The sequence below is a fragment of the Streptomyces specialis genome (assembly GCF_001493375.1).
Taxonomy (GTDB): Bacteria; Actinomycetota; Actinomycetes; order Streptomycetales; family Streptomycetaceae; genus Streptomyces; species Streptomyces specialis.
Genome location: NZ_LN929769.1, coordinates 63240 through 89844 on the forward strand (window position 1 = coordinate 63240; position 26605 = coordinate 89844).

19 protein-coding genes, 1 tRNA gene and 1 pseudogene are annotated in these 26605 nt (G+C 73.7%); 12 read left to right on the forward strand and 9 right to left on the reverse strand.

Going from position 1 to position 26605, the window contains the following annotated elements; genetic code table 11:
• Position 1: 1 nt before the first annotated feature.
• Positions 2-673 (reverse strand): AMP-binding protein, encoded by a 672-nt coding sequence (locus BN2279_RS27235; RefSeq protein ID WP_079031869.1) that lies wholly within the window; start codon positions 671-673, stop codon positions 2-4.
• A 91-nt stretch (positions 674-764) separates the two neighbouring features.
• On the opposite strand from BN2279_RS27235, the gene BN2279_RS05525 reads away from it, so the two are divergent.
• On the forward strand, positions 765-1853 hold the full coding sequence (locus tag BN2279_RS05525; protein WP_059007024.1) for a P1 family peptidase: 1089 nt from the start codon (positions 765-767) through the stop codon (positions 1851-1853).
• A 104-nt stretch (positions 1854-1957) separates the two neighbouring features.
• Here BN2279_RS05525 and BN2279_RS05530 read toward each other — a convergent pair whose 3' ends face one another.
• From BN2279_RS05530 to BN2279_RS05540, 3 genes are all read right to left on the reverse strand, one after another.
• Positions 1958-3487, reverse strand: coding sequence for an MFS transporter (locus tag BN2279_RS05530; protein WP_059007025.1), 1530 nt, complete (start codon positions 3485-3487; stop codon positions 1958-1960).
• Positions 3488-3573: 86 nt separating this feature from the next.
• Positions 3574-4254 (reverse strand): TetR/AcrR family transcriptional regulator, encoded by a 681-nt coding sequence (locus tag BN2279_RS05535; protein WP_059007295.1) that lies wholly within the window; start codon positions 4252-4254, stop codon positions 3574-3576.
• A 260-nt stretch (positions 4255-4514) separates the two neighbouring features.
• A complete protein-coding gene (locus BN2279_RS05540) occupies positions 4515-5528 on the reverse strand; it encodes a sigma-70 family RNA polymerase sigma factor (RefSeq protein ID WP_059007027.1) in 1014 nt (337 codons plus the stop codon).
• A 500-nt stretch (positions 5529-6028) separates the two neighbouring features.
• On the opposite strand from BN2279_RS05540, the gene BN2279_RS05545 reads away from it, so the two are divergent.
• From BN2279_RS05545 to BN2279_RS05575, 6 genes are all read left to right on the forward strand, one after another.
• On the forward strand, positions 6029-7546 hold the full coding sequence (locus tag BN2279_RS05545) for an FtsW/RodA/SpoVE family cell cycle protein (protein WP_059007297.1): 1518 nt from the start codon (positions 6029-6031) through the stop codon (positions 7544-7546).
• 34 nt (positions 7547-7580) lie between these two features.
• Positions 7581-8768 (forward strand): M20 metallopeptidase family protein, encoded by a 1188-nt coding sequence (locus tag BN2279_RS05550; RefSeq protein ID WP_059007029.1) that lies wholly within the window; start codon positions 7581-7583, stop codon positions 8766-8768.
• A 107-nt stretch (positions 8769-8875) separates the two neighbouring features.
• Positions 8876-10201, forward strand: coding sequence for an ergothioneine biosynthesis glutamate--cysteine ligase EgtA (gene egtA, locus BN2279_RS05555; protein ID WP_059007299.1), 1326 nt, complete (start codon positions 8876-8878; stop codon positions 10199-10201).
• The gene (gene egtB / locus BN2279_RS05560) at positions 10198-11526 is read left to right on the forward strand and encodes an ergothioneine biosynthesis protein EgtB (RefSeq protein WP_059007031.1); all 1329 of its coding nucleotides are present in this window, start codon (positions 10198-10200) and stop codon (positions 11524-11526) included. The genes egtA and egtB overlap by 4 nt, the downstream gene beginning before the upstream one ends.
• Positions 11526-12248 carry an ergothioneine biosynthesis protein EgtC gene (gene egtC / locus BN2279_RS05565; protein ID WP_059007033.1) on the forward strand — a complete coding sequence of 241 codons (723 nt, stop codon included), beginning with the start codon at positions 11526-11528 and terminating at the stop codon, positions 12246-12248. Before egtB ends, egtC begins: the two co-directional genes overlap by 1 nt.
• A gap of 1188 nt (positions 12249-13436) precedes the next feature.
• Positions 13437-13509: transfer RNA gene (locus BN2279_RS05575), tRNA-Arg, on the forward strand.
• Between the two features lie 86 nt (positions 13510-13595).
• On the opposite strand, the gene BN2279_RS05580 is transcribed toward BN2279_RS05575, so the two are convergent.
• On the reverse strand, positions 13596-13898 hold the full coding sequence (locus BN2279_RS05580; protein ID WP_059007037.1) for a hypothetical protein: 303 nt from the start codon (positions 13896-13898) through the stop codon (positions 13596-13598).
• A gap of 90 nt (positions 13899-13988) precedes the next feature.
• Positions 13989-14405 (reverse strand): hypothetical protein, encoded by a 417-nt coding sequence (locus BN2279_RS05585; protein WP_059007039.1) that lies wholly within the window; start codon positions 14403-14405, stop codon positions 13989-13991.
• A 272-nt stretch (positions 14406-14677) separates the two neighbouring features.
• Here BN2279_RS05585 and BN2279_RS05590 point away from each other — a divergent pair, with 272 nt between their 5' ends.
• Together BN2279_RS05590 and BN2279_RS30930 are read left to right on the forward strand one after the other, a co-directional pair.
• A complete protein-coding gene (locus tag BN2279_RS05590; protein ID WP_059007041.1) occupies positions 14678-15568 on the forward strand; it encodes a glycosyltransferase family 61 protein in 891 nt (296 codons plus the stop codon).
• An 87-nt stretch (positions 15569-15655) separates the two neighbouring features.
• The gene (locus BN2279_RS30930) at positions 15656-15784 is read left to right on the forward strand and encodes an LPFR motif small protein (protein ID WP_267887112.1); all 129 of its coding nucleotides are present in this window, start codon (positions 15656-15658) and stop codon (positions 15782-15784) included.
• A 101-nt stretch (positions 15785-15885) separates the two neighbouring features.
• Here the strand turns inward: BN2279_RS30930 and BN2279_RS05595 are convergent, their stop codons facing one another.
• Positions 15886-16248: a hypothetical protein gene (locus tag BN2279_RS05595; protein ID WP_059007043.1), complete on the reverse strand. Its 363-nt coding sequence runs from the start codon at positions 16246-16248 to the stop codon at positions 15886-15888.
• Positions 16245-16691 carry a hypothetical protein gene (locus BN2279_RS05600; protein ID WP_234347485.1) on the reverse strand — a complete coding sequence of 149 codons (447 nt, stop codon included), beginning with the start codon at positions 16689-16691 and terminating at the stop codon, positions 16245-16247. Before BN2279_RS05600 ends, BN2279_RS05595 begins: the two co-directional genes overlap by 4 nt.
• A 139-nt stretch (positions 16692-16830) precedes the next feature.
• Between BN2279_RS05600 and BN2279_RS05605 the strand changes: the two genes are divergently transcribed.
• Positions 16831-17814 carry a DUF72 domain-containing protein gene (locus tag BN2279_RS05605; protein ID WP_079031872.1) on the forward strand — a complete coding sequence of 328 codons (984 nt, stop codon included), beginning with the start codon at positions 16831-16833 and terminating at the stop codon, positions 17812-17814.
• Here BN2279_RS05605 and BN2279_RS05610 read toward each other — a convergent pair.
• Positions 17733-18668: a lysylphosphatidylglycerol synthase transmembrane domain-containing protein gene (locus BN2279_RS05610; protein ID WP_059007047.1), complete on the reverse strand. Its 936-nt coding sequence runs from the start codon at positions 18666-18668 to the stop codon at positions 17733-17735. The genes BN2279_RS05605 and BN2279_RS05610 overlap by 82 nt on opposite strands.
• Before the next feature lie 169 nt (positions 18669-18837).
• On the opposite strand from BN2279_RS05610, the gene BN2279_RS05615 reads away from it, so the two are divergent.
• On the forward strand, positions 18838-20352 hold the full coding sequence (locus tag BN2279_RS05615) for an MFS transporter (protein WP_079031873.1): 1515 nt from the start codon (positions 18838-18840) through the stop codon (positions 20350-20352).
• Between the two features lie 411 nt (positions 20353-20763).
• Positions 20764-26571: pseudogene (locus BN2279_RS31150) on the forward strand (SDR family NAD(P)-dependent oxidoreductase); the annotation flags it as partial.
• Between the last annotated feature and the right edge of the window lie 34 nt (positions 26572-26605).

Genomic DNA, 26605 nt, shown 5'->3' on the forward strand with positions numbered 1-26605 from the left:
CTCAGAGGTGGTGCGGCGGCTTCTCGCTGAGGAAGCGGGCCAGGTCGCCGGCGCCGCTGCCCTCGGCCGGCGACTCGCCCCAGCCGTGGTCGGCGTCGTCCGCCGACCCGCGCTCCAGCGGGTCGTCGAAGACCAGCCGGGCCAGGGGATCGGGCGTGGACGGTCCGGGCCGCGCGGTGTCGCTCATGGTCCCAGGGTACGGCCGGTCCGGAGACAGCGGCGGGCCGAGCGTCTCGTGCCACCACCGGTCCCGGCCGGGCACCCATGGCACGGGCCGGGGAAGCTGGCCGATCACCAGCACGTCGCGCACGGCCGGGCAGCCCGCCAGCGCCCGGTCCAGGCCGGACTTGACGGCGTGCACCTGGCCGTCGAGCCGGCAGGCGTCCGCCGTGAGGACCACGGTCGCGCGGGAGTCGTTGACGCGGTCGCGGATGACGGCATGGTGGCTGCCCAGGGGCAGCGTGAGCCGGGTCGCCGACAGCCGGAGGCAGGCCAGCGTCACGACCACGGACTCCAGGGACATCGGCAGCAGCACCGGCACCGTGTCACCGGCACCGACGCCGAGGCCGGAGAGGACCTCGGCCGCCCGGTCGGACTGGCGCAGCAGTTGCGCGTGGCTGAGCACATCGGCCGGGGCGCCGGACTCGCTTCCCCGGCCGCGTTGTTCGGACATGCCGTGCAGCTTTGCCGGAGGCGATGGACAAGCGATAAACGTCCGCTGGACGCCGCAGCCCAGGAGGAGCGCGCGTGATACGGATGAGGGCATGAACGAGGAGACGACCGCCATACCCGGGCCGCTGGACGCCCTGACCGATGTGGCCGGGCTGTCCGTCGGGCACGCCCAGCGGATCGGGGACGGCTGGCTGACGGGGACCACCGTGGTGCTGACGCCGCCCGGCGGCGCGGTGGGCGCGGTGGACGTGCGCGGCGGCGGTCCTGGCACCCGGGAGACGGACGTGCTCGATCCGAGGAATCTGGTGGAGCGCGTCGACGCGATCACGCTGAGCGGCGGCAGCGCGTTCGGGCTGGACGCCGCCGGGGGTGTCGTCGCCTGGCTGGAGGACCAGGGGCGCGGCTTCCGGCCGGGCCCCGATCCGACCCAGGTGGTGCCGATCGTCCCGGCCGCCGTCCTGTTCGACCTGGGCCGCGGGGGGAACTGGCGGGCCCGGCCGGGAGCCGATCTGGGACGGGCGGCGGCCGAGGACGCGGCCCGGCGCGGGCCGGGGTCGGCCGTTCCCCAGGGGAACGTCGGGGCGGGTGCCGGCGCGGTGATCGGCGGGCTCAAGGGCGGGATCGGCACCGCCAGCCTGGTGCTGCCCACCGGCGCGACCGTGGCGGCGGTGGCGGCGGTGAACGCGAGCGGCTCGCCCCTCGACCCGGGGACCGGCGCGCTGCTGGCGGAGCCCCGGCGCGTCCCCGACCCGGCCCGGCACTCCGAGGCCACCGGGCGGCTGGCCGACGCGCTGCGGGAGACCGTGCGGCGGTTCGGGGCGGGGGAGCGGGTCCCGCTGAACACCACGATCGCCGTCGTCGCCACCGACGCCGCGCTCACCCCGGCGCAGGCCCAGAAGCTGGCGGGAACGGCCCACGACGGCCTGGCCCGCGCCGTCAGGCCGGTGCACCTGATGACGGACGGCGACACCGTGTTCGCACTGTCCACCGGCGGGCGGCCCGCCCCGGCGGGGGCCACGCCGATCGAGGCGGCGGTGGCGTTCAACGAGGTGCTGGCGGCGGGCGCCGACGTGCTGTCCCGCGCGGTGGTCAAGGCCGTCCTCGCCGCCGGGAGCGTGGACGCGCCCGGCGGACTCTTCCCGTCCTACTCCGACCTGTACGGGGAGCGCGACGTGTCCTGACCCGGTGGGCCCGGTGGGGAAACGCGCCGGCCCCCACGGCGTGGAGCCGTGGGGGCCGGGAAGCGGTGGCGCGGCGCCGGAGCGCCGGCCGTCCGGGGCGGTGGTCAGTGGGCGAACGCCGGGACCGCCGCGCCCTTCTCCAGGTCGCCGTCCTCACCGTCGGCGAGGGACTGCCCGACGTGGGATCCCTTGCTGGTGATGAGGAAGTAGGCGAGGGCCGCCGAGAGCAGCAGGGCGCCGAAGCCCCACCAGATGGCGACGGTGTAGCCGTGCACCATCGACTCGAACTGGAGCTCCTGACCGGTCAGCGACCCGGCGTGCGAGGTGAAGTACGAGGTGGTGGCGCCGGCCGCGATCGTGTTCAGCAGCGCGGTGCCGATGGCGCCGCCGACCTGCTGCGACACGTTCACCATCGCCGAGGCGACACCCGCGTCGGTCGGCCGGACCCGCTCGGTGGCCACGCTCATCGCCGGCATGAACGCGGTGCCCATGCCGAGGCCGAGCAGCACCTGCGCCGGCAGGATCAGCGCGACGTAGGACGAGTCCACGCTGAGCTGGGTCAGCATCAGCATGCCGACCGCGCCGACGAGGAAGCCCGGCACCATCAGGTTCCGCGGCGCGACCCGGGTGACCAGCCGCGTGCCGATCTGGGTCGAGCCGGTGATCATGCCCGCCACCATCGGCAGGAAGGCCAGACCGGTCTTGACCGGCGAGTATCCGCGCACGATCTGGAAGTAGTACGTCAGGAAGAGGAAGAGACCGAACATCGCGATGATCGCGACCCCGAGCGAGGCGTACGATCCGCCGCGGTTCCTGTCGGTGATCACCCGCAGTGGCATCAGCGGCGACTTCACCCGCGACTCGACCACCGCGAAGGCGCCCAGCAGCACGACGGCCGCGATGAACATGATCACGACGACCGACTCGGTCCAGTCCTTCTGCTCGGCGCGGCTGAAGCCGTAGACGAGAGCGACCAGACCCAGCGAGGCGAGCAGCACGCCCGGGATGTCCAGGGTGGAGCGGTTCCGGGCCTCCTCGGGCTCCCGGATCACCAGGATGGCGCCCACGGCGGCCACGGCGGCGAACGGGATGTTGACGAAGAAGGTCCAGCGCCAGTTCAGGTAGTCCGTGAGGGCGCCGCCGAGCAGCAGACCCACGGCGGCACCGGCACCGGCGATGGCGCCGTAGACGCCGAACGCCTTGGCCCGCTCCTTGACGTCCGTGAACAGGACGGTCAGCAGCGACAGGGCGGCCGGCGCGAGCAGCGCGCCGAAGACACCCTGGAGACCGCGGGAGGCGAACATCATCGCCTCGTTCTGCGCGGCACCACCGAGCGCGGAGGCGAGGGCGAAGCCGATCAGGCCGATCACGAAGGCCCGCTGCCGTCCCCACAGGTCGGCCACGCGGCCACCGAAGAGGAGGAGACCACCGAAGGCCAGGGCGTAGGCCGTGATGACCCACTGCCGGTTGCCGTCGGATATGCCGAGGTCGGACTGGGCCGTGGGCAGCGCGATGTTCACGATGGTGGCGTCGAGGACGACCATCAACTGCGCGATGGCGATGAAGGTGAGCGCCTTCCAGCGCTTCGGGTCAGGGGTGCTGTGAGTCGCGCTCACGGCGTTTTCCGGTGGCATGGGTGTAACTACCTCACGTTGCATGTCGGGCGGAGAAGGAAGCGATTGGGGTTCGCTCCGGGTAAGACTCGGGTGGGCGGGAAAACTCAGCGCCGCCCTCTTCCGGATGGTGGCGACAGCGGGCAGATCTCGGTCTTGAGGTCTTCCAGACTGGTCGCCCGACCGGGTAGTTCACTGCGGGCCGGGGTCCGCAGGCCGTCCAGGAAGACCTGGAGGTGACGCCGGGACAGCAGCACGTCACCTTGGTGACGCACGCCCGGCATCGGCAGGGTCAGCCTGGCGATGGCGACGAGCAGGTCCCCGGCACCGATGTCCCGGCGGAGCTGGCCGGACTCGTGCGCCCGGTCGACCAGCTTCTGCGTCACCCTCTGCATGTGCCCACGGCTGGCTACGAGCTGCGGATCTTCCGGATCGATGTCGGACCCGAGCATCGGACAGAGGGCACCCACCCGCTCGTCGGCGCTGTCGAGAACCATCCGGCGCAGCGCTTCGAAGGGATCATGCTCCGTCTCCAGTGCCTGTCGGGCCCGCTCGATGATCCGCTGGTTCACGTAGAGGAGGACGTGGAACAGCAGGGACTTGCGATCGGGAAAGTGCCGGTACAGCGTGGCATTCCCGACCCCGGCCCGTCGAGCGATTTCATCGAGGGGCGCGTCCGCCCCGTACTCGACGAGTGCCTCGCGGGCAGCGGCGAGGATCCGCTCGCGGTTGCGCACGGCGTCGGCGCGCAGCCGTGGGCGGGCCGTCGTGGAACTGGTGCTCACGATGCCGCTCCCCCTGTCGGTCGGTGTGCCGAACGCCTCGCGACGCCCGGATGAACAACCGGGGACTCCCTCCCCGCTTGCGTGGACAGTCATCAAAACGGAAAGACCATCCCCGCTTATTTCGCGGGTCGTTGTGTTCTGCGTCACAACCTTCACCCGGCCGCCCCACCTCGGCGCCGGGTCCCCGCGCTCCGGGCAGCGGCGAGCCCCGGTGCCCGTCAACGGGCGCCGGGGCTCGGCTTGTCGGCGCGTCGGGCCGGCCGTCAGGCCGCCGCGTCGAAGCCGGAGTCGTTCGCCATCCGCTTCAGCTCCAGCAGCGCGTGCTTCTCGATCTGCCGGATCCGCTCGCGGGTCAGGCCGTGCTGCTTGCCGACCTCGGTGAGCGTGCGCTCGCGGCCGTCCTCGATGCCGTACCGCGCGCGGATGATCGCGGCGGTGCGCTGGTCGAGGCGGCCGATCAGGTCCTCCAGACCCTCCCGGCGCATCATCACCAGCACCGACTGCTCGGGCGACTCGGCGGAGGTGTCCTCCAGCAGATCGCCGAACTGCGTCTCGCCCTCGTCGTCCACCGCCATGTTCAGACTGACCGGGTCGCGCGCCCAGTCCAGCACGTCCTGGATCCGCTCCGCGCTCGAACCCAGCTCGCCCGCGATCTCGCCGGGCTCGGGGTCCCGGCCGTTCTCCCGGTTGAACTCGCGCTGGACGCGCCGGATCCGGCCCAGCTCCTCCACCAGGTGGACGGGCAGCCGGATGGTGCGGGACTGGTCGGCTATGGACCGGGTGATGGCCTGGCGGATCCACCACGTCGCGTACGTCGAGAACTTGAAGCCCTTGGTGTAGTCGAACTTCTCCACGGCCCGGACCAGGCCGGCGTTGCCCTCCTGGATCAGGTCCAGCAGCGGCAGGCCGCTGCGCGGGTACCTCCGGGCGACGGCGACGACCAGCCGCAGGTTCGAGCGGATGAAGACGTCCTTCGCCCGCTCGCCGGCGGTGACCAGCGCCTGGAGCTCCTCGCGGGTGGCCGACGCGGCGGCACCGCCCTCGGCCGGCTCCTCCTCGCCCCACAGAATGCGCTCCGCGTACAGCCCCGCCTCGATGGCGAGAGACAGCTCGACTTCCTTCGCCGCGTCCAGCAGCGGGGTCCGCGCTATCTCGTCGAGGTACATCCCGACCAGATCGCGCTCCGTGGCATCGCTGCTCGCGCTGGACCGGACACTGCCCGTCGCTTCGACACTGTCATCGGTGTCCGGACGCCGGGCGACGGCACGGGTTGCCATGCGTGCACTCCCCTTCGATGTGATCAAAACTGATCGAACTGATCGACTGGTCCCCGTGGGACCCGGACCGGGCTGCCCCCTTGCCTCCCGCGTCCATAACGAATCAACGACGGGAATCCGGACAGAATTCCCAACCCGCTCATCTTTTTCCCGGCGATGCAGTACCCTGCACCGTTGCGTCCGGGACGGCGGCGTCGCGCGCCTCGTACGCGAGACATCTCTTCCACATCTCTCCCACATCCCTGAAGACGAACAAGACGCTCGGTTAGTTGCTTCCGGGTACCCCCGACCCCCGCGCGCCATTCGGCCCCTTTCCCCGGGCGGCCCGCGACAAGCGGCTCCCGGATCCCTTCCGGGCGTAAGCTTGGTTGTTTCTACTTAGTGTAGCGTCGCCGTCACTGTTCTCTTCATTCCCTTTGGGCGGCAGGGTAAGGTGTGTATAGAAGACGGGGTTGCCCGCAGCGCGGACGGCGCGTTCGGGACAGGGGGCGGGACACGTGATCAGGGGCAGGCAGGGCGGTCCTCAGCTCCCGCCGGCGGTCGGACGCTGGATCGCGCACCGCCGCAACACCGAGCTGGCCCTGATCGTCTTCGCCGTCGCCATCGCCGCGTTCGGGCACGCCGCCGCCGGGCTCGCCATGTACGACGAGGTCCCCTCCGGCCTCCTCGCCCACACCGCCGGCCTCGGCGCCCTCGCCCTGACCGCCCACCTCACGGTGCGCCGATTCGCCCGCCACGCCGACCCGTTGATCCTGCCGGTCACCGTGCTGCTCGCCGGTATCGGCCTGGTGCTGCTGGACCGGCTGGACTACGCGTACGCCGAGCACCATCCGCCGGACGACTACCAGTCCGCGCCCGCCGCCCCCGATCAGGTGATCTGGAACGTCGTCGGTGTCGGGCTCTTCGTCGCCACCCTCCTCGTGCTCCGCCACCACCGCGTGCTCCAGCGGTACACCTACCTCGGCATGGCGGTGGCGATGCTGCTGCTGATGGCCCCGGCGTTCTTCGGCGCCGACCAGTTCGGCGCCAAACGGTGGATCACGCTCGGCCCGCTGTCCGTGCAGCCCGGCGAGTTCGTCAAGGTCATGATCGTCGTCTTCTTCGCCAGCTACCTGATGGCGAACCGCGACGCCCTCGCCCTCGTCGGCCGCCGCGTCCTCGGCCTGGCCCTGCCCCGGGGCCGGAACGCGGGCCCGGTGCTGCTGGTGTGGGCGGTCAGCCTCGTCGTCCTGTTCTACGAACGCGACCTCGGCACGTCGCTCCTCTTCTTCTGCGTCTTCATCGCCATGCTCTACATCGCCACCGAGCGCACGAGCTGGGTGGTCCTCGGCGGCCTGATGGCGGCCCTCGGCACCGTCGTCGTCGCCTCCACCCAGCCGCACGTCAAGGGCCGCGTCCAGGCGTGGCTCGACCCGATGGCGATCTTCCTGCCCGAGGACCAGCGCCCGCCGGGACTCATCTCGGACCAGTCGGCGCAGGCGCTGTTCAGCTTCGGCGCCGGCGACCTCACCGGAACGGGCCTGGGCCAGGGCCACTCCTACCTGATCGGGTTCGCCGGGCGCAGCGACTTCATCCTCGCCACCGTCGGCGAGGAGCTGGGGCTGGCCGGGGTGACGCTCGTGGTCATGCTGTACGTGCTGCTGATCCAGCGCGGCCTCAGCGCGGCCCTGTCGGCCACCGACCCGTTCGGGAAGCTGCTGGCCGCCGGGCTGTCCATCGTGCTCGCGATCCAGGTCTTCATCGTCGCCGGGGGCGTGACCGGGCTGATCCCGCTCACCGGCAAGGCGCTGCCGTTCCTCGCGCAGGGCGGCTCGTCCAGCGTCGCCAACTGGCTGCTCGTCGCGCTGCTGATCCGCGTCAGCGACAGCGCGGGCAAGGCCGCCACCGAGCCGGAGGGCAACGCCACGATCCTCGTGCCCGTGATCCGCGACACCCATCCGGCCCCCGACCCGCTGCGGGGCTCGGACACCCGCCCGGACCCGGACCGGCACCACGGCCGGTACCCGGGCCCGTACTGAGCGACCCGCACCGAGCGAAGGGATCACTCCATCGATGAACCTTCTCGACGACGCCCGCGCCCTCGCCGACGACCTCGTGCTCCTGCGCCGGCGCCTCCACGCCGTTCCCGAGGTGGGCCTCGACCTGCCGCGCACGCAGGAGGCCGTCCTCGCCGCCCTCGACGGGCTGCCGCTGGAGCTGACCACCGGCCGCGGCCTCACCTCCGTCACCGCCGTCCTGCGCGGCGCCAGCCCCGGCCCGACCGTGCTGCTGCGCGGCGACATGGACGCGCTGCCGGTCGCCGAACGCACCGGCCTGCCGTTCGCCGCCGCCGCCGACCGGATGCACGCCTGCGGCCACGACCTGCACACCGCGATGCTGGCCGGCGCCGCGCGGCTGCTCGCCGCGCACCGCGACCGGTTGGCGGGGAACGTGCTGTTCATGTTCCAGCCCGGCGAGGAGGGGTGGAACGGCGCCGGGCACATGCTCGCGGAGGGCGTGCTCGACGCGGCGGGGGAGCGCCCGGTCGCCGCGTACGCCCTGCACGTGATGTCGCACACCTGGCCCTCGGGCCTGTTCACGGCGCGCGGCGGGCCGCTGCTCGCCGCATCCAACGTGCTGGAGGTGACGGTCCGGGGCGCGGGCGGCCACGGCTCGGCCCCGCACCGCGCCAAGGACCCCATTCCGGCGGCGTGCGAGATGGTGACCGCGCTCCAGACGTGGATGTCGCGCTCGTTCGACGTCTTCGACCCGGTCGTCCTGACCGTCGGCAGCTTCCACGCGGGAACCCAGTCGAACATCATCCCGGACACCGCCACCTTCCACGCGACCGTCCGCAGCTTCACCGCCGAGGCGCGCGCCCGGCTGCGCGAGGGCACGGTCGCGGTCTGCCGGGGCATCGCGGCGGCCCACGGGCTCGACGTGGACGCCGAGTTCGTCGACCAGTACCCCGTCACGGTCAACGACGGCGCCGAGACCGCGTTCGCCGCCGACGCGGTGCGCGAGCTGCTCGGCGAGGAGCGGTACGCGCCCATGGAGAACCCGATCCTCGGCTCGGAGGACTTCTCCCGGGTGATCGACGCGGTGCCCGGCGCGATGCTCTTCCTCGGCGCCACCCCGCCCGGCGCCGACCCCGACACCGCGCCCGCGAACCACTCCCCGCTGGCCGCGTTCGACGAGGCGGTGCTGCCCGACGGCGCCGCGCTCTACGCCGGGCTGGCCGTGCGCCGACTGGCGGCATAGCCGGAGCGCGCCGCCACCGACCGCCTTACGGTGAACCCATCGGCCCGGACAAACCGGGCGACCCGGATGTACCGGGGCAGGGATCCGTGAGGAGGGGGGTGGCGGCGATGGCGGTGAACGCGGTCATAGCCCGGAAGCCGGACGAGTGGGACGGCACGCCCGGCGAGCGGGCGGCGGAGGAGCACGTCGCGCGCGCCGGTTTCACCACCGGCCCGCCCGCGCTCACCGGCGTCGAACTGGAATGGCTCGTCCACCACGCCGGGAACGGCGGCGGGCCCCCCGCCCGGCCCGTCCCGGCGGCGGCCGTGGACGCGGCGCTGGAGATGGCGGCCCGGCCCGGCCCGCTGCCCGGCGGCGGCCGGATCACCCGCGAGCCCGGCGGCCAGATCGAGCTGAGCAGCCGCCCCGCGCCCTCCCTCGCCCGGTGCGCGGCCGCCACGGCCGCGGGCCTCGCCGTCATCGCCGACGCCCTCGCCACCGCCGGTCTCACCCTCGCCGGGTACGGCCTCGATCCGTACCGCGCCCCGCCGCTCCTCGCCCAACAGCCGCGCTACCGCGCCATGGCGGCCCACTTCGACCGTTACGGACCCTGCGGCCGGGCCGTGATGTGCGCCACCGCGTCCGTCCAGGTCTGCCTGGACGCGGGCACCGACGGCGACGGGCCCGGCGGTCACCGGTACCGCTGGCTGCTGGCCCACCGCCTCGGGCCCGTGCTCACCGCGACGTTCGCCAACTCTCCGCTGTGGCGCGGCCGTCCGACCGGCTGGGCGTCAACGCGGCAGGCGCTGTGGGCCCGTGCCGACCCCGCCCGCACCCGGCCGCCCGAGGGCGACGACCCACGTTACGCCTGGGCCCGTTACGCCCTCGACGCGCCGTTGCTCTGCGTACGCCGTCCCGCGCCCGCCGCCTGGACCGCGCCGCCCGGCTGGACGTTCCGCTCCTGGCTGCGCGACGCGGCCGGGGACCCGCCCCGCGAACGCCCGCCGCTCCCCGCCGACCTCGACTACCACCTGACCACCCTGTTCCCGCCCGTACGGCCGCACGGCTGGCTGGAGTTGCGCATGATCGACGCCCAGCCCGGCGCCGATGGCTGGACCGTCCCGCTGGCCGTCGCCGCCACCCTCATGGACGATCCGGCCGCCGCCGACGCCGCGTTCGACGCGACCGAACCCCTGACCGCGCCCCGCGGCCCGTTCCCCCGTCCCGACCTGTGGCTGCGCGCCGCCCGCGCGGGCCCCGCCGATCCCGCGCTGGCCGCGGCGGCCCGCGCGTGCCTCGCCGCCGCCGAGACCGCCCTCGCCCGGGACCCGGCCTGCGCCGGACTGCGGCGCGCGGTCGGCGACTTCGCCGACCGGTACACCGCGCGCGGCCGTTGTCCCGCCGACGACCTGCTCGACCGCTTCCACCACGGCCACCAAGGAGTGAGGCGATGACCGAGGACACCCTCGTCCCCGACGTGATCACCGCGCCCAGCCCCCGTGAGCGGGCCCGCATAGCCCTGTCCACCGCCCGCCGCCGCACGCTCGCCCTCGCCGACTGCCTCAGCGACGCCGAACTGACCGCCCAGCACTCCCCGTTGATGTCACCGCTGGTCTGGGACCTCGCGCACATAGCCAACCAGGAGGACATCTGGCTGGTCCGCCGCGCGGGCAGCCGCCCGGGCGTGCGGCCCGACCTCGACCCGCTCTACGACGCGTTCCGGCATCCGCGCGCCGACCGCCCGGCGCTGCCACTGCTGGACCCGGCGCAGACCCGGCGTTACCTCGCGGACGTCCGCGACCAGGCACTCGACGTGCTGGCGGCGATCCCACCCGGCGACGGCTTCCTCTTCGGCATGGTCGCCCAGCACGAGCAGCAGCACGGCGAGACGATGCTCGCCACCCACCAACTGCGCTCGGGCCCACCGGTGCTGAACGCCCCGGAACCGCCGCCCGCCGCCGTGGACGTCTCACGGCTGCCGCGTGAAGTCCTCGTACCGGGCGGCCCGTTCTCCATGGGCACCTCGACCGACCCCTGGGCGCTGGACAACGAACGGCCCGCGCACACGGTGGACGTTCCCGCGTTCTGGCTGGACACCGTGCCGGTCACCAACGCCGCCTACCAGGAGTTCATCGAGGACGGCGGCTACGACGACCCCCGCTGGTGGACACCGGACGGCCGGCTCCACCGCGAGCGCGCCCGGCTCACCGCACCCCGCTTCTGGTTCCGCGACGGCGGATCGGTGTGGCTGCGACGGCGGTTCGGGCACGTCGAGGAGGGGCCGCCGGACGAACCGGTGCTGCACGTGTGCTGGTTGGAGGCCGACGCGTACGCCCGCTGGGCCGGGCGGCGGCTGCCGACCGAGGCCGAGTGGGAGAAGGCCGCCCGCCACGACCCGGCCACCGGCGAATCCCGCCGCCACTCCTGGGGCGACACCCCGCCCGGCCCCGAACACGCCAACCTCGGCCGCTTCCACCTCCAGCCCGCGCCCGTCGGCAGTTGCCCCGCCGGGGCGTCACCCCTCGGCGTCCACCAACTCCTCGGCGACGTATGGGAGTGGACCGCCAGCGACTTCCAGCCGTACCCGGGGTTCATGGCCCATCCGTACCGGGAATACAGCGAGGTGTTCTTCGGCCCCTCCTACAAGGTGCTGCGCGGCGGCTCGTTCGCCACCGACCCGGTCGCCTGCCGGGGCACGTTCCGCAACTGGGACCACCCCATCCGCCGCCAGATCTTCGCCGGCTTCCGCACCTGCCGGACGGCGGAGGACAACGACTGATGTGCTGCCACCTCGCGTACATCGGCCCACCGCGCCCACTCGCCGAGCTGATCAGCGGCACGCCGCACAGCCTCTACGAGCAGGCGTGGACCCCGACCGTCAACGCCGACGGCTTCGGGATCGGCTGGTACCCCGCGAACGACGGCGCCCCGCCCGTGCGTTACCGTCGCTCCCTGCCGATCTGGGCCGACGCCAACCTGCCTGGCCTGGCCGCCACCATCCGAAGCGGCGCGGTCCTGGCGGCGGTCCGTTCCGCCACCCCGGGCAACAGCTACGAGGAGTCCGCCGTCGCGCCCTACACCCTCGGCCACTGGCTGTTCAGCCACAACGGGCGCGTGGACGACTGGGAGTTGCTGCCCGAGGACATGGGCGAGCCGCTGTCCGCCGCCGAACTCCTCGACGCGGAGGCCCGTTGCGACACCGCGCTCCTGTGGATCATGGCCGTCCGGCGCCTGACCGACGGCGCCCCGGCGGGCGAGGCGCTGGCCGACCTGGTCCGCCAGACGGCCGGGGCCCGGCCCACCGCCCGCCTCAACCTCCTCCTCACCGACGGCCACGCCATCGCCGCCACCCGCCACAACGGCACCCTCTGGTACCTCCCCGCGCACGACGCGATCACCGTCGCCACCGCACCCACCTCCGACGACGACGGCTGGCGGGAAGTCCCCGACCCCTCCCTGCTGTTGGCCACCGAACGAACGACAGAGATCGAACCTCTGTGAAGCGACCCCCCAGGAAAGGCGCCCCCATCCCGAACCGCACCGCCATCGACACCCGCCTCCCCGCCGACCACTTCGCCCGCACCCTCCGCGCCGACGTGGCCGAGGGCCTGACCGCCGAACCCAAGAAGCTGTCGCCCAAGTGGTTCTACGACGCCCACGGCAGCGTGCTGTTCGACCGCATCACGCGCCTGCCCGAGTACTACCCCGCCCGCGCCGAACGGATGGTGCTGCGCGCCCACGCCGAGGAGATCGCCCGGCACACCGGCGCCCGCACGCTGATCGAACTCGGCTCCGGCTCCTCCGAGAAGACCCGCCTGCTCATCGACGCCCTCACCGCCGGGGGCACGTTGAAGCTGTACGCGCCGCTCGACGTCAGCGAAACCGCCCTGGAGAACGCCGCCGAGTCGCTGTGCCGCGACTACCCCGACCTGCGCGTGGAGGCGACGGTCGCCGACTTCGGCACGGACCTCCAACTCCCCGACGCCGGCCCGCGGCTGGTCGCGTTCCTCGGCTCCACCCTCGGCAACCTCGACACCGACCAGCGCGCCGCGTTCCTCGCCCGCACCCGCGCCACCCTGACCCGCGAGGACGACGCGCTGCTGCTCGGCGTCGACCTGGTCAAGGACCCCAAGACCCTGATCCGCGCCTACGACGACGCCCAGGGCGTGACCGCCGCCTTCAACAAGAACCTGCTCCGCGTCCTCAACCGCGAACTCGACGCCGACTTCGACCCCGGCGCCTTCGACCACCGCGCGGTGTGGAACGCGGAAGCGGAACGCATGGAGATGCACCTGCGCGCCCGCGTCACCCACACGGTCAAGATCCCCACCCTGGACATGACGGTGGACTTCACCCGCGGCGAGGACCTGTGCACCGAGATCTCGGTCAAGTTCCGCCAGGAACCCCTGGAGCTGTCTCTTATACACACTCCGAGCCCACGAGACAGGCAGAAATCTCGTATGCCGTCTTCTGCTTGAAAAAAAAACAGAAGCTGCAAGCCTTAACCGGAATGACTGGTGTGAATACGCCCGAGGGTGACAGGTGCACCTGCGATGCTGCATGTGTACCCCCTCCCGCCTATCCTGCGACAGCGGCGTATGTCAAAAAGACACGGACCCCCTCCTGATCCCCGCCCCCATCACCGCAACGGCCCGAAGACCACCCGCTACACTGAGCCAGACACGCCCCGCCTCAGTAGCTCAGGGGATAGAGCACCGCTCTCCTAAAGCGGGTGTCGCAGGTTCGAATCCTGCCTGGGGCACAGCGAACCACAGGCCACGAGGCCCTTCCGCCGTACCAGGCGGAAGGGCCTTCCGTGCATCCGGGCCTGTCTCTTGGCGGCGGAGGTCAACACGCTGCTTGCGGTGTATCCGCCGCGGGGTCGCGCGGGGGTGTCGTGTCCCGCGCCTGCCGGTACTGAATGATCATGCGCGTCCTCCGCTCCGGCTCGGCCAGGCCCTCCACGGAAGCGATGAACAGGGCATCCAGCCTCCGCCCGTCCTGATCCCCGCGCAGAGCGCGGACGTACTCCGCGAGCGGCATGACGAGGCTGCCGAGAGTGGCGCAGAGGACGGCCCAGCACGGTGCGCCGGCGAGTGTCGCCGGCAGGCTCGTCACGGCGATGAGACCCGGGGCGATCGCTCCGTTCATTGCCTGCCCTTCCGCTATGCCGCGCTGCTGTCCCGCACGAGTCGGACGGATGAAGTGTCCGGGCACCGTACCTCAAGATCCTCGGGATTCTCAAGTTGAGGAGTGGCGGAGGGTTTGCAGTAGTTCTCCGCTCTCGTCGACCGTCCAGAAGCTCCAGCCATTCCGGTTGGGCTTCACGTGGGGCTTGAGGGCCTGGAGGACGGCGCTCGCCGCTCCGCTGGGCGACTTGTAGTGGCCGGTGGCCGGCCCGGCGGTGATCGTCAGGCTCTCGGTGGCCGGATCGTAAAGCCCGGACACTCGGTGCCCGTTGTAAATGGCGTGGACCGCGACCGTTCTGGCCTCTCCGGGAGCGGAAGCGGCGGTAGGGGAGGCCGCTGCGGGGGACCGCTGGAAGTGCTTGATCAGGCGGCGTACCGCCTCGCCCTCCGATACATCCCATGCGCGGGCGAGAAGTGCGATGTCCGCGTGGGTCGCGCTGTCGAGGAGGACGGCATGCTGAGGACTCATGTGAGGAGCATAGCATTTCTGAGCAGAATGAGCGCCGCTGAGACACCGCTCGTGCTGGGTGGTGGGGGAGGCGCGTCACGCCTTCTCGTCGTTATCGCGATGTGTAGCGCGGCCGTTACGCTGGGCTTTCGGGATGGTTCGGGGACGGGAGTGTGTCGTGCGGGTTGTCGCGGGTGAGGTGGGGCCCGTTGTGTGTGGGTCTCTTATACACATCCTGTCGCGCCCGACGGAGAGAGGTGGGTGTGGTGGTGGGAGCCGGTGTATAGAGACAGGTGCTGGACGGGGCCTCGGTGTGGGGTACCGAGGGGGCCGTCGTCACCGCTGACGGGTGTCTGGTCGAGGATCTGACGCGGGTGGCCGGGCGGTCGCTGGAGGAGCATCCGATCTGGGGGGCCGGGCAGATGCCCCGGCTGGAGGTCGACGCCGTGGTGGGTGTCGTCGCGGCGCGGGCGGCGGCGCACAACTTCAGTCACTTCGTGGCGGATACGCTGCCGCGCGTCCAACTCGTGCGCGACAGTGGCGTTTCCGTGGACTACTGGCTGGTCAGCGCCCATCAGCACGGCTGGCAGCGGGAGATGCTGGCGGCGGCCGGGATCGGGCCGGAGCGGGTGATCTCGCTCAACGAGCACGGGCAGGTGTGGGCGCGGCGGCTCGTGGTGCCGAGCCGGACGGGGTTCGCGCCGTACACCGCGCCGTGGGCGCGGCGTTGTCTGCGGGCCATGCTGCCGGTCGCCGCGTTCGGGGCCCGGACGCGGCGGCTGCTGGTGTGCCGGAGCGGGGCACGGTGGCGCAGGCTGCTCAACGAGGAGGAGATCGCCGCCGAGTTGGCGCCCTGCGGCTTCGAGCGGATCGTGCTGGAGGAGCTGACGTTCGCGGAGCAGCAGGCCGCGATGGGGGCGGCCGAGGTGATCGTCGCGGTGCACGGGGCCGGGCTGGCGCATCTGCTCGGGGCGCCGGAGGGCGGGGTCGTCGTGGAGATCGCGCATCCGGACGCCGTCCGCCCCGAGTTCTACGGGCTGGCGTCCCTGGCCGGGTGGCGGCACCGCATGGTGCTGTCCAGCGGTTTGCAGGACCAGGGTGAGCCGGTGGCGCTGCTCGACGATCTGTGGGCCGACCCGGCGCTGATCCGCCGGGCGCTGGACAGCGCGGGCGTCGGGCTGTGAGGGGCCGATCGGGTGAGGCGGGTTTGACGGCGGTGGCACGCGGAACCCGGAAAGGTACGAATGCCGACCATTCTTAAGGAGTCTGCCATGTTCAGAGCAATCGCAGACATTCTCCGCGCGATCGGTGGCGCGATCGCCACTGTCGTCACCCTGCCCTTCCGCGCGGTCGCCCGGCTCTTCGGCGGGGCCTCGGACACCGCGCACGGGCGGCACTGAGGCGGCACCGAGGTCCCGCCGGGAAGCGGCACGGCCGGGGCGGACGTCGCATGGACGCGCACGCGTCGTGCGGCGTCCCCTCCGGGGCGTCGCGGTACCGCTCAGACCCCGGTGCGGTTGTACTCCTCGACGCGGTCGGGGGGTTCGGCCGGGTCGAGGCCGTGGGCGCGCATCTGGGCCGTGAGGTGGGCGACATAGCGGCCGAAGGCGCGGACCAGGGTCTCCATACCGGTGAGGCGCTGTCTCAACTGGGCGTTCTCCGCGTCGAGTCGGGTCACGCTGGCCTGGATGACCGCGAGGTCGGCCAGGCGTTCTTCGGGGCCGGCCGCTGTTTCCGCCGCCTGGCGCTGGGCCTCGGCCGTGATGGAGGCCGCCACGCGCGTGGCGCGGGCCGCGTACCACCCGCCGGCGATCGCCCCCACCGGGCCGCCGACCGCGGCCACCGTCGTCCAGAGTTCGCTCATCTCTCCTCGCCGTCGCGTGGGGCCGGTGGGTGCGGGACGGAGAACTCCGGGGTGGCGCTGGCCCACAGCAGTACGCCGACGTGGATCGTCCCGTAGTACCCGGCGACCCAGAGGCCCCGGGAGTAGTCCCCGGAGAGCGCGGCGGTCAGGTAGGCGCCCAGCCACACGATGGGCGGCGCGAGGGAGGCGGCGAAACCGGCCCAGTCGCGGCCGACCTTGACGAGCGAGGAGACCACGGCCGCCGCGCCCGCCACCATCCACAGCCAGCACCAGGCGTGCAGCGGCGCCGTGCTCGTCAGCAGGGACAGGCCCTGGGCGTTGGGCACGGGGTCGAGCAGGAACTGGAGCCCCCAGACCAGTTGGCCCGTGCCGACGATGAGCAGGAACGTCCCGCGCCGCCCCAGGTGGGCCCGCAGCCACCGGACGGATGGCGGACCGGCCACCGCGCACCTCCCCACGACGCCTGACGTCATAGCGGCGATACCCTCGCGGTCCCCCCAACTCGCGTCTACACGCACGGATTACCCCGAAAGTGTGCGAGCGGGCCGTTCGGCCCGGCCCGGCCGGGGCACTCGTGCCCCCATGGGTGACATCCTGATCGGCACATGTTCGTGGACGGACCGGGCGCTGCTGGCCAGCGGGTGGTACCCGCCGGGGACCCGTACCGCCGAAGGGCGGTTGCGGCACTACGCCTCACGCTTCCCCGTCGTCGAGGTCGACGCCACGTATTACGCGCTGCCCAGCGCGCGCAACAGCGGCTTGTGGGTCGAACGCACCCCGGACGGCTTCGTGTTCGACGTGAAGGCGTTCTCGCTGCTGACCGGCCATCCCACGCGTGCGGGGGCGCTGCCGCCGGGGCTGCGCCCGGTCGGTCCGCCGCAACGGTCGCTGCGCGCGGCCGAAGTGCCGGACGCGGTACGGACGGAGGTGTGGCGGGCGTTCCTCGACGGGATAGCGCCGCTGCGGGCGGCGGGGCGGCTCGGCGCCGTCCTCCTCCAGTTCCCGCCGTGGTTCATGCCGGGGGAGCGGGCGCGGGCGTGGCTGGACGACTGCCGCCGCCGGGTGCCCGAAGACCTGCGGGTGACCGTCGAGTTCCGCCACCCGGACTGGTTCGCGCCCCGACACCTCGCGGCCACCCTGGAGTTCCTGCGGGCCCGGGGCCTGGCCCTGGTCGCGGTGGACACGGCGGACGGGCTGCCCGCCTCGATGCCGCCGGTCGCCGAAGTCACGTGCCCCGACGTGTCGGTGGTGCGGTTCCACGGGCGCAACCCGGCATGGGGGACGGGCACCAAGGAGGAACGGTTCCGGCACCGGTACGACGCGGACGAACTCGCCGCCTGGGTGCCGCGCGTGCGGCATCTGGCGGCCGGCGCCGGGGAGGTGCACGTCCTGTTCAACAACTGCTGCGGCGACGCGGCCGTTTCCGCCGCCGAGACCATGACCGGACTGCTGCGGGAGGAACGGGCACCGGGCGCCCCCGGCGGTCACACCACCCGGCGCCGGACCAGCGCGCCGAGGACCAGCGCGCCGGGAAGCAGGGGCAGCCAGACGGTGATCAGCCGGTAGGCGAGGACGGTGGAGGTCGCCGTGGCGGCCGGGGCGCCGGTGGCGACGAGCGCCAGGACGAGCGCGGCGTCCACCGAGCCGATGCCGCCGGGGCTGGGCACCATCGCGGCGACCACCGAGGCCGCCATGTAGGCGAGCACGATGTGCGCGACGGGCACGGACAGGCCGAGGGAGCAGGCGACGGCGACCAGCCCGGCGGCCTGGAGCACGGGGAAGGTCAACGACCCGCCCCACAGGGCCAGTACGCGGCGCGGGCGGGCGTGCAGGGAGCGGATGTCGGTGAGCGCGGTGCGCAGGAAGCCGCCGACCGCGCGGCGCAGCGGGCCGATCGCGCAGACGGCGACGACCGCCGCGACGGCCGCGGCCAGGCCCACCGTGGCGATCAGCCCGAGCCCGATCCGTTCGGGCAGCAGGGCCTGGAGCCGCAGCGCCTCCGGGAACGCGAGGAGCAGCGCGGCCAGCAGCGCGACGCGGGAGACGCCCTCGGCGAGGAAGTACAGGGCGAGCGCGGCGGAGTAGCGGGCGGGCGGGATGCCGCAGCGGGCCATGAAGCGGATGTTCACCGCGCTGGCGCCGATCCCGGACGGCAGCAGGTGGTTGGCGGCCCCGGCGGCGAACTGGGTGACGAACAGGCGCTTGGCGGGGAGCCGTTCGTGAACCGTGCCCTGGCGGGCGAAGGACACGGCGACCCAGCCCAGCACGGTCGTGCCGACCGCGGCGAGCAGCCAGTAGCCGTTCGCCGCGAGCACCTGGTGGGTGCCCGAGGTCAGCAGTGTGTGGTGTTGGCCGGCCCAGACGGCCACGGCGAGGAGGGGGAGCAGGCAGAGGGTTTGGCGCAGCGGCAGCCGTCGCATGGCGCGAGGATGCCCGGTCCTGGCGACGTTCCGGCGTCCCGTGACCGACCGGGGGGAGAAGAGCAGGCGAGCACGGACGTGTGTGGACATGCCGCGCGTCCGGGCCGGGCGCGCGATCATGGCCGGGACCGGCAGGCAGCACCACCCCCACCGCCCGTGAGGAATCCCCATGGCCCGCGACGACGCGTGCCCCTTCGACGACGCCCCCCGCCCCGACGACGGTGACGACTCCGGGCACCTGCGCACCGCCTCGCCCGCCGGGCGGCGGGTGCTGGCCTGCGCCATCCTCGGCTCCGGCATGGCCATGCTGGACGGCACCGTCATCACCGTCGCGCTGCCGCGCATCGGCGCCGACCTCGACGTTCCGCTGTCGGACCTCCAGTGGACCCTCAACGCCTACATGCTGACCCTCGCCGGGCTGATCCTGCTCGGCGGCGGCCTCGGGGACCGCTTCGGGCGGCGGCGCGTCTTCGTCTGGGGCGTCGTCTGGTTCACCGTGGCGTCGGTGCTGTGCGGGGTGGCGCCCACCTCCCCGGTCCTGATCGCCGCCCGCGCGCTCCAGGGCGTGGGCGGCGCGCTGCTGACCCCGGGCTCCCTGGCGCTCATCCAGTCCTCCTTCCGGCAGGAGGAACGGGCCAGGGCCGTCGGCCTGTGGTCCGGGCTCGGCGGTGTGGCGACGGCGCTCGGCCCGTTCCTCGGCGGCTGGCTGGTGGACGGCCCCGGCTGGCGCTGGATCTTCTACCTCAACGTGCCGTTCGCCGTGGCGATCCTGCTGCTCGCCCGCGAGGTGCCGGAGAGCCGCGACTGGCAGGCGACCGGCCGGTTCGACATCACGGGCGCGGCGCTGGCGGCCCTGGCGCTGGGCGGCGTCACGTACGCGCTGATCAACGCGCCCGCGCTGTGGGCGCTGGCGGGCGGGGCGGTGCTGGCCGTGGCCTTCGTCGGGTGGGAGCGGCGCACGCCGCGGCCGATGCTGCCGCTGGAGGTGTTCCGGTCGCGGCTGTTCACCGCGGCCAATCTGGTGACCCTGTGCCTCTACGCGGCGATCGGCGGCGTGTTCTTCCTGCTGCCGACACAGTTGCAGAACGGCCTCGGCTACGACGCGCTCACCGCGGGCGTCGCCACGCTCCCCATCACGGTCCTGCTGATCGCGCTCTCCGGACCGGCGGGCGAGCTGGCCCAGCGGATCGGGCCGCGCGTGCCCATGACGGTGGGCCCGCTGGTCGCCGCCGCCGGGCTGCTGCTCCTGCGCCGGGTTCACCCGGGTGGCTCCTACTGGGCGGCCGTCTTCCCCGCCGTCGTCGTGCAGGGTCTCGGCATGAGCCTGTTCGTGGCGCCGCTGACCGCGACCGTGCTGGCGTCCCTGGCGACCCGGCGGGCGGGCGTGGCCAGCGGCGTGAACAACGCCGCCGCGCGCGTCGCCCAGTTGGTGGCCGTGGCGGCGCTGCCGCTGGCGATCGGGCTGACCACGGACGAGTACCGCTCGGCGGGCGCGGTGGACGCGGCGTTCGGCAGGGCCGTGCTGATCTGCGCGGGGCTGATGGCGCTGGGCGCGATGATCGCGTGGTGCACGGTTCCGCGCACGCTGACACCGGCCGAGGCGCGGGAGGAGATCCCGGCCCCGCAGTGCTCCCACCACTGCGCCGTCACCGCGCCGCCCCTCGAACCGGGTGGGCACAATTAATCCCTCTGAGTGAACTTGTCGTACCCGCCGCGGTCCACGCCGGGCGCGATTGCTTCACGTCCGGTGTCCGAATCCGGGAATTCTTTGAACAAGTCTCACAAGTGGCGCGCGACCTCCTCCGGAGTAACATTCACGCTGTTTTAACTCGACAATGGGAACCACCTGGGCCTAGGCTGCGAAGACCGCTGGCCGTCAGCTCAGCCGCTGCATCGTCGCAGGTCATCGGGTTGCCATCGGGTCGGTGTGTCACATGTGTCCGTCTCGGACCGAAAGAGGGCCAACTCTGATCGAGTTGAGTTCTTCGTCATTTCGTCGGCAAACACCAGGGAATTGGGTGCAATGACAAGCGACTCCGGGGAATTCGAGCGGCGGCGGACCGGGGCTGTGCGCGAAGACGTGTGCGAAGTGTGGCGGAGCAGGCTCACGGCCCTGCCCGTCCCCGCGCAGCACGAGGCACTTCTCGATCTGATAACCGGTCATGTCGTCTCCGTCACCGGTCAGGACGGCGGCGCGGGATCGGTGGAGAAACGGGCGCCCTGGCGCCGGCTGGGCATCTACCGGCACCTGGCCGACCGGCTGCGCGCCGAGCTGTCCGCCGCCACCGGGGTCCGTCTGCCGGCCACCCTCTTCTTCGACCAGCCCACCCCCGAGGCCGTCGCCGCCTATCTGCGCACCGAGGTGCTCGGCCTCGGCGGCGACACCATCGCGCCCGAGGCGCAGGGGTTCGGCGACGGCGCCGGCGACCCGATCGCGATCGTCGGCATGGCCTGCCGGCTGCCCGGCGGCGCCGACTCGCCCGAGGCGCTGTGGGAGCTGGTCCGCGACGGCCGCGACGCCATCGGCGGCCTGCCCGAAGGACGCGGCTGGGACCTCGACGCGCTCTACGACCCGGACCCGGACCGGGTCGGCACCGCCTACACGCGGCACGGCGGGTTCCTGCCCGACATCGACCAGTTCGACCCCGGCTTCTTCGGCATCGGCCCGCGCGAGGCCACCGCACTCGACCCGCAGCAGCGGCTGATGCTGGAGGTCTCCTGGGAGGCGCTGGAGCGCGCCGGCATCGACCCGCACTCGCTGCGCGGCAGCCGCACCGGCGTCTTCACCGGCGTCTCCCTCCAGGACTACGGCCCCGCCTGGCACGAGGCGCCGAGCGAGGCTCAGGGCCAGCTCCTCACCGGCAACGCGCTCGGCGTCGTCGCCGGACGCGTCGCGTACACGTTCGGCTTCGAGGGGCCCGCCCTCACCGTCGACACCCAGTGCTCCTCGTCCCTGGTCGCCATGCACCTGGCCGGGCAGGCGCTGCGCTCGGGCGAGTGCGACCTCGCGCTGGCCGGCGGCGTGACCGTGATGTCCACGCCCGGCATGCTGCTGGAGTTCAGCCGCAAGCGCGGCCTCGCCCCCGACGGGCGGTGCAAGGCGTTCTCCGCCGACGCCGACGGCACCGGCTGGGCCGAGGGCGCCGGGATGGTCCTGCTGGAACGGCTCTCCACCGCCCGCCGCCGGGGCCACCGCGTCCTGGCCGTGCTGCGCGGCACCGCCATCAACCAGGACGGCGCGAGCAACGGCCTGACCGCGCCCAACGGCCCCTCCCAGCAGCGCCTGATCCGGCAGGCCCTGGCCAACGCCGGGCTGCGCCCCGCCGACGTGGACGCCGTCGAGGCCCACGGCACCGGCACCGCCCTCGGCGACCCCATCGAGGCCCAGGCCCTGATCGCCACCTACGGCCAGGACCGGCCCGCCGGCCGGCCCCTCTACCTCGGCTCGCTGAAGTCCAACATCGGCCACACCCAGGCCGCCGCGGGCGTCGCCGGGGTCATCAAGATGGTGCAGGCCATGCGGCACGGCGTGCTGCCCAGGACCCTGCACGTCACCGACGCGTCCCCGTACGTGGACTGGTCGGCCGGCGACGTCGTCCTGCTCACCGAGGACACCCCCTGGCGCGGCGACGGACGGCCGCGCCGCGCGGCGGTCTCCGCGTTCGGCGTCAGCGGCACCAACGCCCACGCGCTGATCGAGGAGGCACCGGCCGAGGAGCCGCGCACCGAGCCCGCGCCGCTGCCCGTCGTGCTGACCGCCCGCACCGAGGGCGCGCTCCGCGCCCAGGCCGCCCGGCTCGGCGCGCACCTCGCGGAGCACCCGGACCTGACGCCCCTCGACACGGGCTTCTCACTCGCCGGGCGCACCCGTTTCGAGCACCGCGCCGTCGCCGTCGTCAGCGGCCGTACGGGCGCGGCCTCCGGCGCGCACGGGGACGAACGACAGGACGGGCGCGCCCAGTTGACCCGGGCGCTCGCCGCGCTGGCCGAGGGCGGGACCGCCCCCGGCGTGGTGCGCGGCGCGGTCCGGCCGCTGATCGAACAGAGCAGAACGGCCTTCCTGTTCACCGGGCAGGGCAGCCAGCGCCCCGGCATGGGACGCGAACTGTACGCGGCCTACCCCGCGTTCGCCCGGGCGCTGGACGAGATCTGCGCCCGTTTCCGGCCCCACCTCGAACGCCCGCTGCGCGACGTGATGTTCGCACCGCCCGGCACCCCGGACGCGGCCGAGCTGGACCGCACCGCGTACACGCAGTGCGCGCTGTTCGCGTTCGAGACCGCGCTGTTCCGGCTCCTGGAGTCCTGGGGCGTCACCCCCGGCGTCCTCATCGGGCACTCCATCGGCGAGTTGACCGCCGCCCACGTAGCCGGGGTGCTCACCCTGGACGACGCCTGCGAACTGGTCGCCGCCCGGGGCCGGTTGATGCAGTCCTGCCGCCCCGGTGGGGCGATGATCGCGCTCCAGGCCACCGAGGAGGAAGTCCTCGCCTCGCTCGCCGGATCCGCCGGCCGGGTCGCCGTCGCCGCAGTCAACGGCCCGGCCGCCACCGTGATCGCCGGGGACGCCGACGCCGCCGAGCGGATCGCCGCCGAGTGGGCCGCGCACGGCCGGAAGACCAAACGGCTCACCGTCAGCCACGCCTTCCACTCGCCTCACATGGACGACATGCTCGACGCGTTCCGCACGGTCGCCGAGCGCGTCACGCTCCACCCCCCGGCCCTGCCGATCGTCTCCAACGTCACCGGCCGCCTCGCCACCGACGCCGAGCTGACCTCGCCCGCCTACTGGGCCCGCCACGTGCGCGAGCCGGTCCGTTTCCTCGCCGGCACGCGCCGCCTGCACGCCGAGGGCGCCACCGCGTTCCTGGAGATCGGGCCCGACGCCGTCCTCCCCGCGCTCGCCCCCGCCTGCCTGCCGGAGGAGGCCGCCGCCGCGGCCGACGCCGGGGACCTCGTCCTCGCCGCCGCCTCCCGCGCGGGCCGCCCCGAGGCCGTCACCCTGCTCACCGCGCTGGCCGAGCTGAACGTGCGGGGCCTGCCCGTCGACTGGCCCGCCGTCTACGAGGACCGGGGCGCCACCCACACCGAGCTGCCCACCTACGCCTTCCAGCGCAGGCGGTACTGGATCGAGCAGCTCCCCGGCCCCCGGGCCGCCTCGGCCCCGGCCGCGCGCCGCGCCGCGGGCTCCGGCAGCGGCCGTTACCGCACCACGTGGCAGCCGCTGCCCGCCGGCCACACCGCCACCGCCGCCCTCACCGCGGGCGCCACCGCCACCCCCGTCCTGACCGGCGTCTGGCCGCTGCTGACGCCGCCCGCCGGAGCCGACGACGAGCTGGTCTCCCGCGTCTCCTGGATCGTGGAACGTCTCGGCGGCGAGGTCGTCCCCCTGCCGCTGACCGGCGACGCCGCCCGGGCCGCCCGCGCCCGCCTCCGCGAGCTGCTGGAGAAGCACGTCACCGCCGAGGGCCGTGCCGTGGGCGGCGTCCTGTCGCTCCTCGCCCTCGACACCACCCCGCACCGCGACCACCCCGCGCTCAACGACGGCCTCGCGCTGACCTGTGTCCTGGCCCAGGCCCTCGGCGACCTCGACCTGACCGCGCCGCTGTGGTGCGCCACCCGCGGGGCGGTCGCCACCGGCGCCGACGACCCGGTGGCCGACCCCGCCCAGGCCATGGTGTGGGGCCTGGGCCGGGCCCTCGCCCTGGAACGGCCCGGCGCCTGGGGCGGCCTGGTGGACATCCCGGCCGACCTGGACGACCAGACCCTCGCCTGGTTCGGCGCCGCCCTCCCCGCGCCCGGCGGCGAGGACCAGCTCGCGGCCCGCGCCGGCGGGCTGCTCGGGCCGCGCCTGGTCGAGGCCGGCCCCGCGCCCGCCGGGCCCGCCGGGCCGTGGCGCCCGCGCGGCACCGTGCTGATCACCGGCGGCACCGGCGCCCTCGGCGCGCGGGCCGCGCGCCGCCTCGCCCGCGACGGCGCGCGCCGCCTCGTGCTCACCAGCCGCCGCGGCCCGGCCGCGCCCGGCGCGCGGGAGCTGGTCGAGGAGCTGGCCGCGCTCGGCGCCGAGGCCACCGTCGAGGCGTGCGACATCGCGGACCCCGGGCAGCTCACCGGCCTGCTGGTCGCGCTGTCGGACGGCGACGAACCGTTGACCGCCGTGGTGCACGCGGCGGGTGTCAGCGGCCGGATCGCGCCGCTGGCCGACCTGGAGCTGGGCGAGTTCGCCGAGGTGGTGGCGGGCAAGGTCGCCGGCGCGGCGCACCTGGACGCGCTGCTTGACAATCTGGGCGGCACCGAGCTGGAGGCGTTCGTCCTGCTCTCCTCCATCTCCGCGACCTGGGGCAGCGGCGGCCAGACCGCCTACAGCGCGGGCAACGCCTACCTCGACGCCCTCGCCTCCCACCGCCGCGCGCGCGGCCTGGCCGCCACCGCCGTCGCCTTCGGTCCCTGGGCCGAGGCCGGGATGGGCGCCGAGCCCGCGCTCCGCGACCACCTGGAGCGCCGCGGCCTGATCCCGCTGGCGCCCGACGCGGCCGTGACCGCCCTGACCGGGGCCGTCGCCTCCGGCGAGACGGCCGTCACCGTCGCGGACGTCGACTGGGACCGTTTCCTGCCGCTGCTCACCTCCGCCCGCCCCGGCCGGTTCTTCGACGCGCTGCGCCGCCCGGAGGCCGCCGGGACCGGGCCCTCCGGCGAGCCGGCCGACGAGCCCGCCCCCGGCGCCGTGGACTACGCGGCGCTGCCGGAGGCCGACCGCGCCCGCGCGCTGCTCGAACTGGTCCGCGCCGAGGCCGCCGCCGTCCTCGGGCACGCCTCGCCGGGGGACGTGGACCCCGAGCGCCGCTTCCTCGAACTCGGCTTCGACTCCCTCGCCTCCGTGGAGCTGCGCCGCCGCCTCGTCGCCGCCATCGGCATGACGCTCGCCACGCCCGTCGTCTTCGAGCACCCGACCGCCGCCGAGCTGGCCCGCCACCTCGGCACGGTGCTCGCCGCCCGCCGCCCGGCCACCACCGGCGCCCCCGCCGGGCAGGAGACCGCGGCGCCCGAGCGGGCCGCCACCGGCCCGGCCGGGGTGCGCGACCTGTACCGGCAGGCGTGCGCGATGGGCAAGTTCACCGAGGGCATCGGCGTCCTCCAGGCCGCCGCCAAGCTGCGGCCGGTTTTCCGCACGCCCGCCGAGTTCGGCAAGCCGGCCGAACCGGTGAAGCTGGCCTCCGGCCCGGCCGCGCCGACCCTCGTCTGCCTGCCGTCGATGGTCGCCCCCTCCGGCCCGCACAACTTCGCCCGGCTCGCCCTCCACCTGCACGGGCTGCGCGACGTGTACGCGCTGCCGCACCCCGGCTTCGGCGACGGCGAGCTGCTGCCCGCCACCGGCGATCTGGTGGTGGACATGCACGCCGACGCCGTGGCCAGGGAGTTCGCCGGCCGGCCGGTGGCGCTCGCCGGGTACTCGTCGGGCGGCTGGCTGGCGCACGCCATCGCCGCCCGGCTGGAGGCGCGCGGCCTGGCGCCGGAGGGCGTGGTGCTGCTGGACACCTGGTTCCCCAAGGACGAGATCCCCGAGGAGCACATCGAGGGCCAGTTGCGCGGTATCGCGGTCAACGACCAGGCGTTCGCGCTGATGACCGAGGCGCAGGTGACGGCGCAGGGCGCGTACCTGGAGCTGTTCGAGGGCTGGCAGCCCGAGACGGTCGGCGCGCCGGTCGCGCTGATCCGGGCGAACGAACGGATGCCGCAGCAGTCCGCCGACGAGACGGCCGGCGCGGGCCGCCGCTGGACGACCGCGTGGGAGATAGAGCACGAGACGCTGGAGACGACCGGCAACCACCAGACGATGATGAACGAGCACGCCGAGACCACGGCGCTCGTCGTCCACGAGTGGCTCGCGCGGCTGGAGGAGGAGTAGCCCCGCCCGGCGTTCCGGCCGGCCGGTGCCCGCG

What these genes read in the sequence shown, in the direction of transcription:
- BN2279_RS05530 (WP_059007025.1), bottom strand. Translation starts at nt 3,487, where the DNA reads ATGCCACCGGAAAACGCCGTGAGCGCGACTCACAGCACCCCTGACCCG.
- BN2279_RS05580 (WP_059007037.1), bottom strand. Translation starts at nt 13,898, where the DNA reads ATGAACGGAGCGATCGCCCCGGGTCTCATCGCCGTGACGAGCCTGCCG.
- BN2279_RS05585 (WP_059007039.1), bottom strand. Translation starts at nt 14,405, where the DNA reads ATGAGTCCTCAGCATGCCGTCCTCCTCGACAGCGCGACCCACGCGGAC.
- BN2279_RS27235 (WP_079031869.1), bottom strand. Translation starts at nt 673, where the DNA reads ATGTCCGAACAACGCGGCCGGGGAAGCGAGTCCGGCGCCCCGGCCGAT.
- BN2279_RS05540 (WP_059007027.1), bottom strand. Translation starts at nt 5,528, where the DNA reads ATGGCAACCCGTGCCGTCGCCCGGCGTCCGGACACCGATGACAGTGTC.
- BN2279_RS05595 (WP_059007043.1), bottom strand. Translation starts at nt 16,248, where the DNA reads ATGAGCGAACTCTGGACGACGGTGGCCGCGGTCGGCGGCCCGGTGGGG.
- BN2279_RS30930 (WP_267887112.1), top strand. Translation starts at nt 15,656, where the DNA reads ATGTTCAGAGCAATCGCAGACATTCTCCGCGCGATCGGTGGCGCGATC.
- BN2279_RS05550 (WP_059007029.1), top strand. Translation starts at nt 7,581, where the DNA reads ATGAACCTTCTCGACGACGCCCGCGCCCTCGCCGACGACCTCGTGCTC.
- BN2279_RS05615 (WP_079031873.1), top strand. Translation starts at nt 18,838, where the DNA reads ATGGCCCGCGACGACGCGTGCCCCTTCGACGACGCCCCCCGCCCCGAC.
- egtB (WP_059007031.1), top strand. Translation starts at nt 10,198, where the DNA reads ATGACCGAGGACACCCTCGTCCCCGACGTGATCACCGCGCCCAGCCCC.
- egtA (WP_059007299.1), top strand. Translation starts at nt 8,876, where the DNA reads ATGGCGGTGAACGCGGTCATAGCCCGGAAGCCGGACGAGTGGGACGGC.
- BN2279_RS05610 (WP_059007047.1), bottom strand. Translation starts at nt 18,668, where the DNA reads ATGCGACGGCTGCCGCTGCGCCAAACCCTCTGCCTGCTCCCCCTCCTC.
- BN2279_RS05605 (WP_079031872.1), top strand. Translation starts at nt 16,831, where the DNA reads ATGGGTGACATCCTGATCGGCACATGTTCGTGGACGGACCGGGCGCTG.
- BN2279_RS05525 (WP_059007024.1), top strand. Translation starts at nt 765, where the DNA reads ATGAACGAGGAGACGACCGCCATACCCGGGCCGCTGGACGCCCTGACC.
- egtC (WP_059007033.1), top strand. Translation starts at nt 11,526, where the DNA reads ATGTGCTGCCACCTCGCGTACATCGGCCCACCGCGCCCACTCGCCGAG.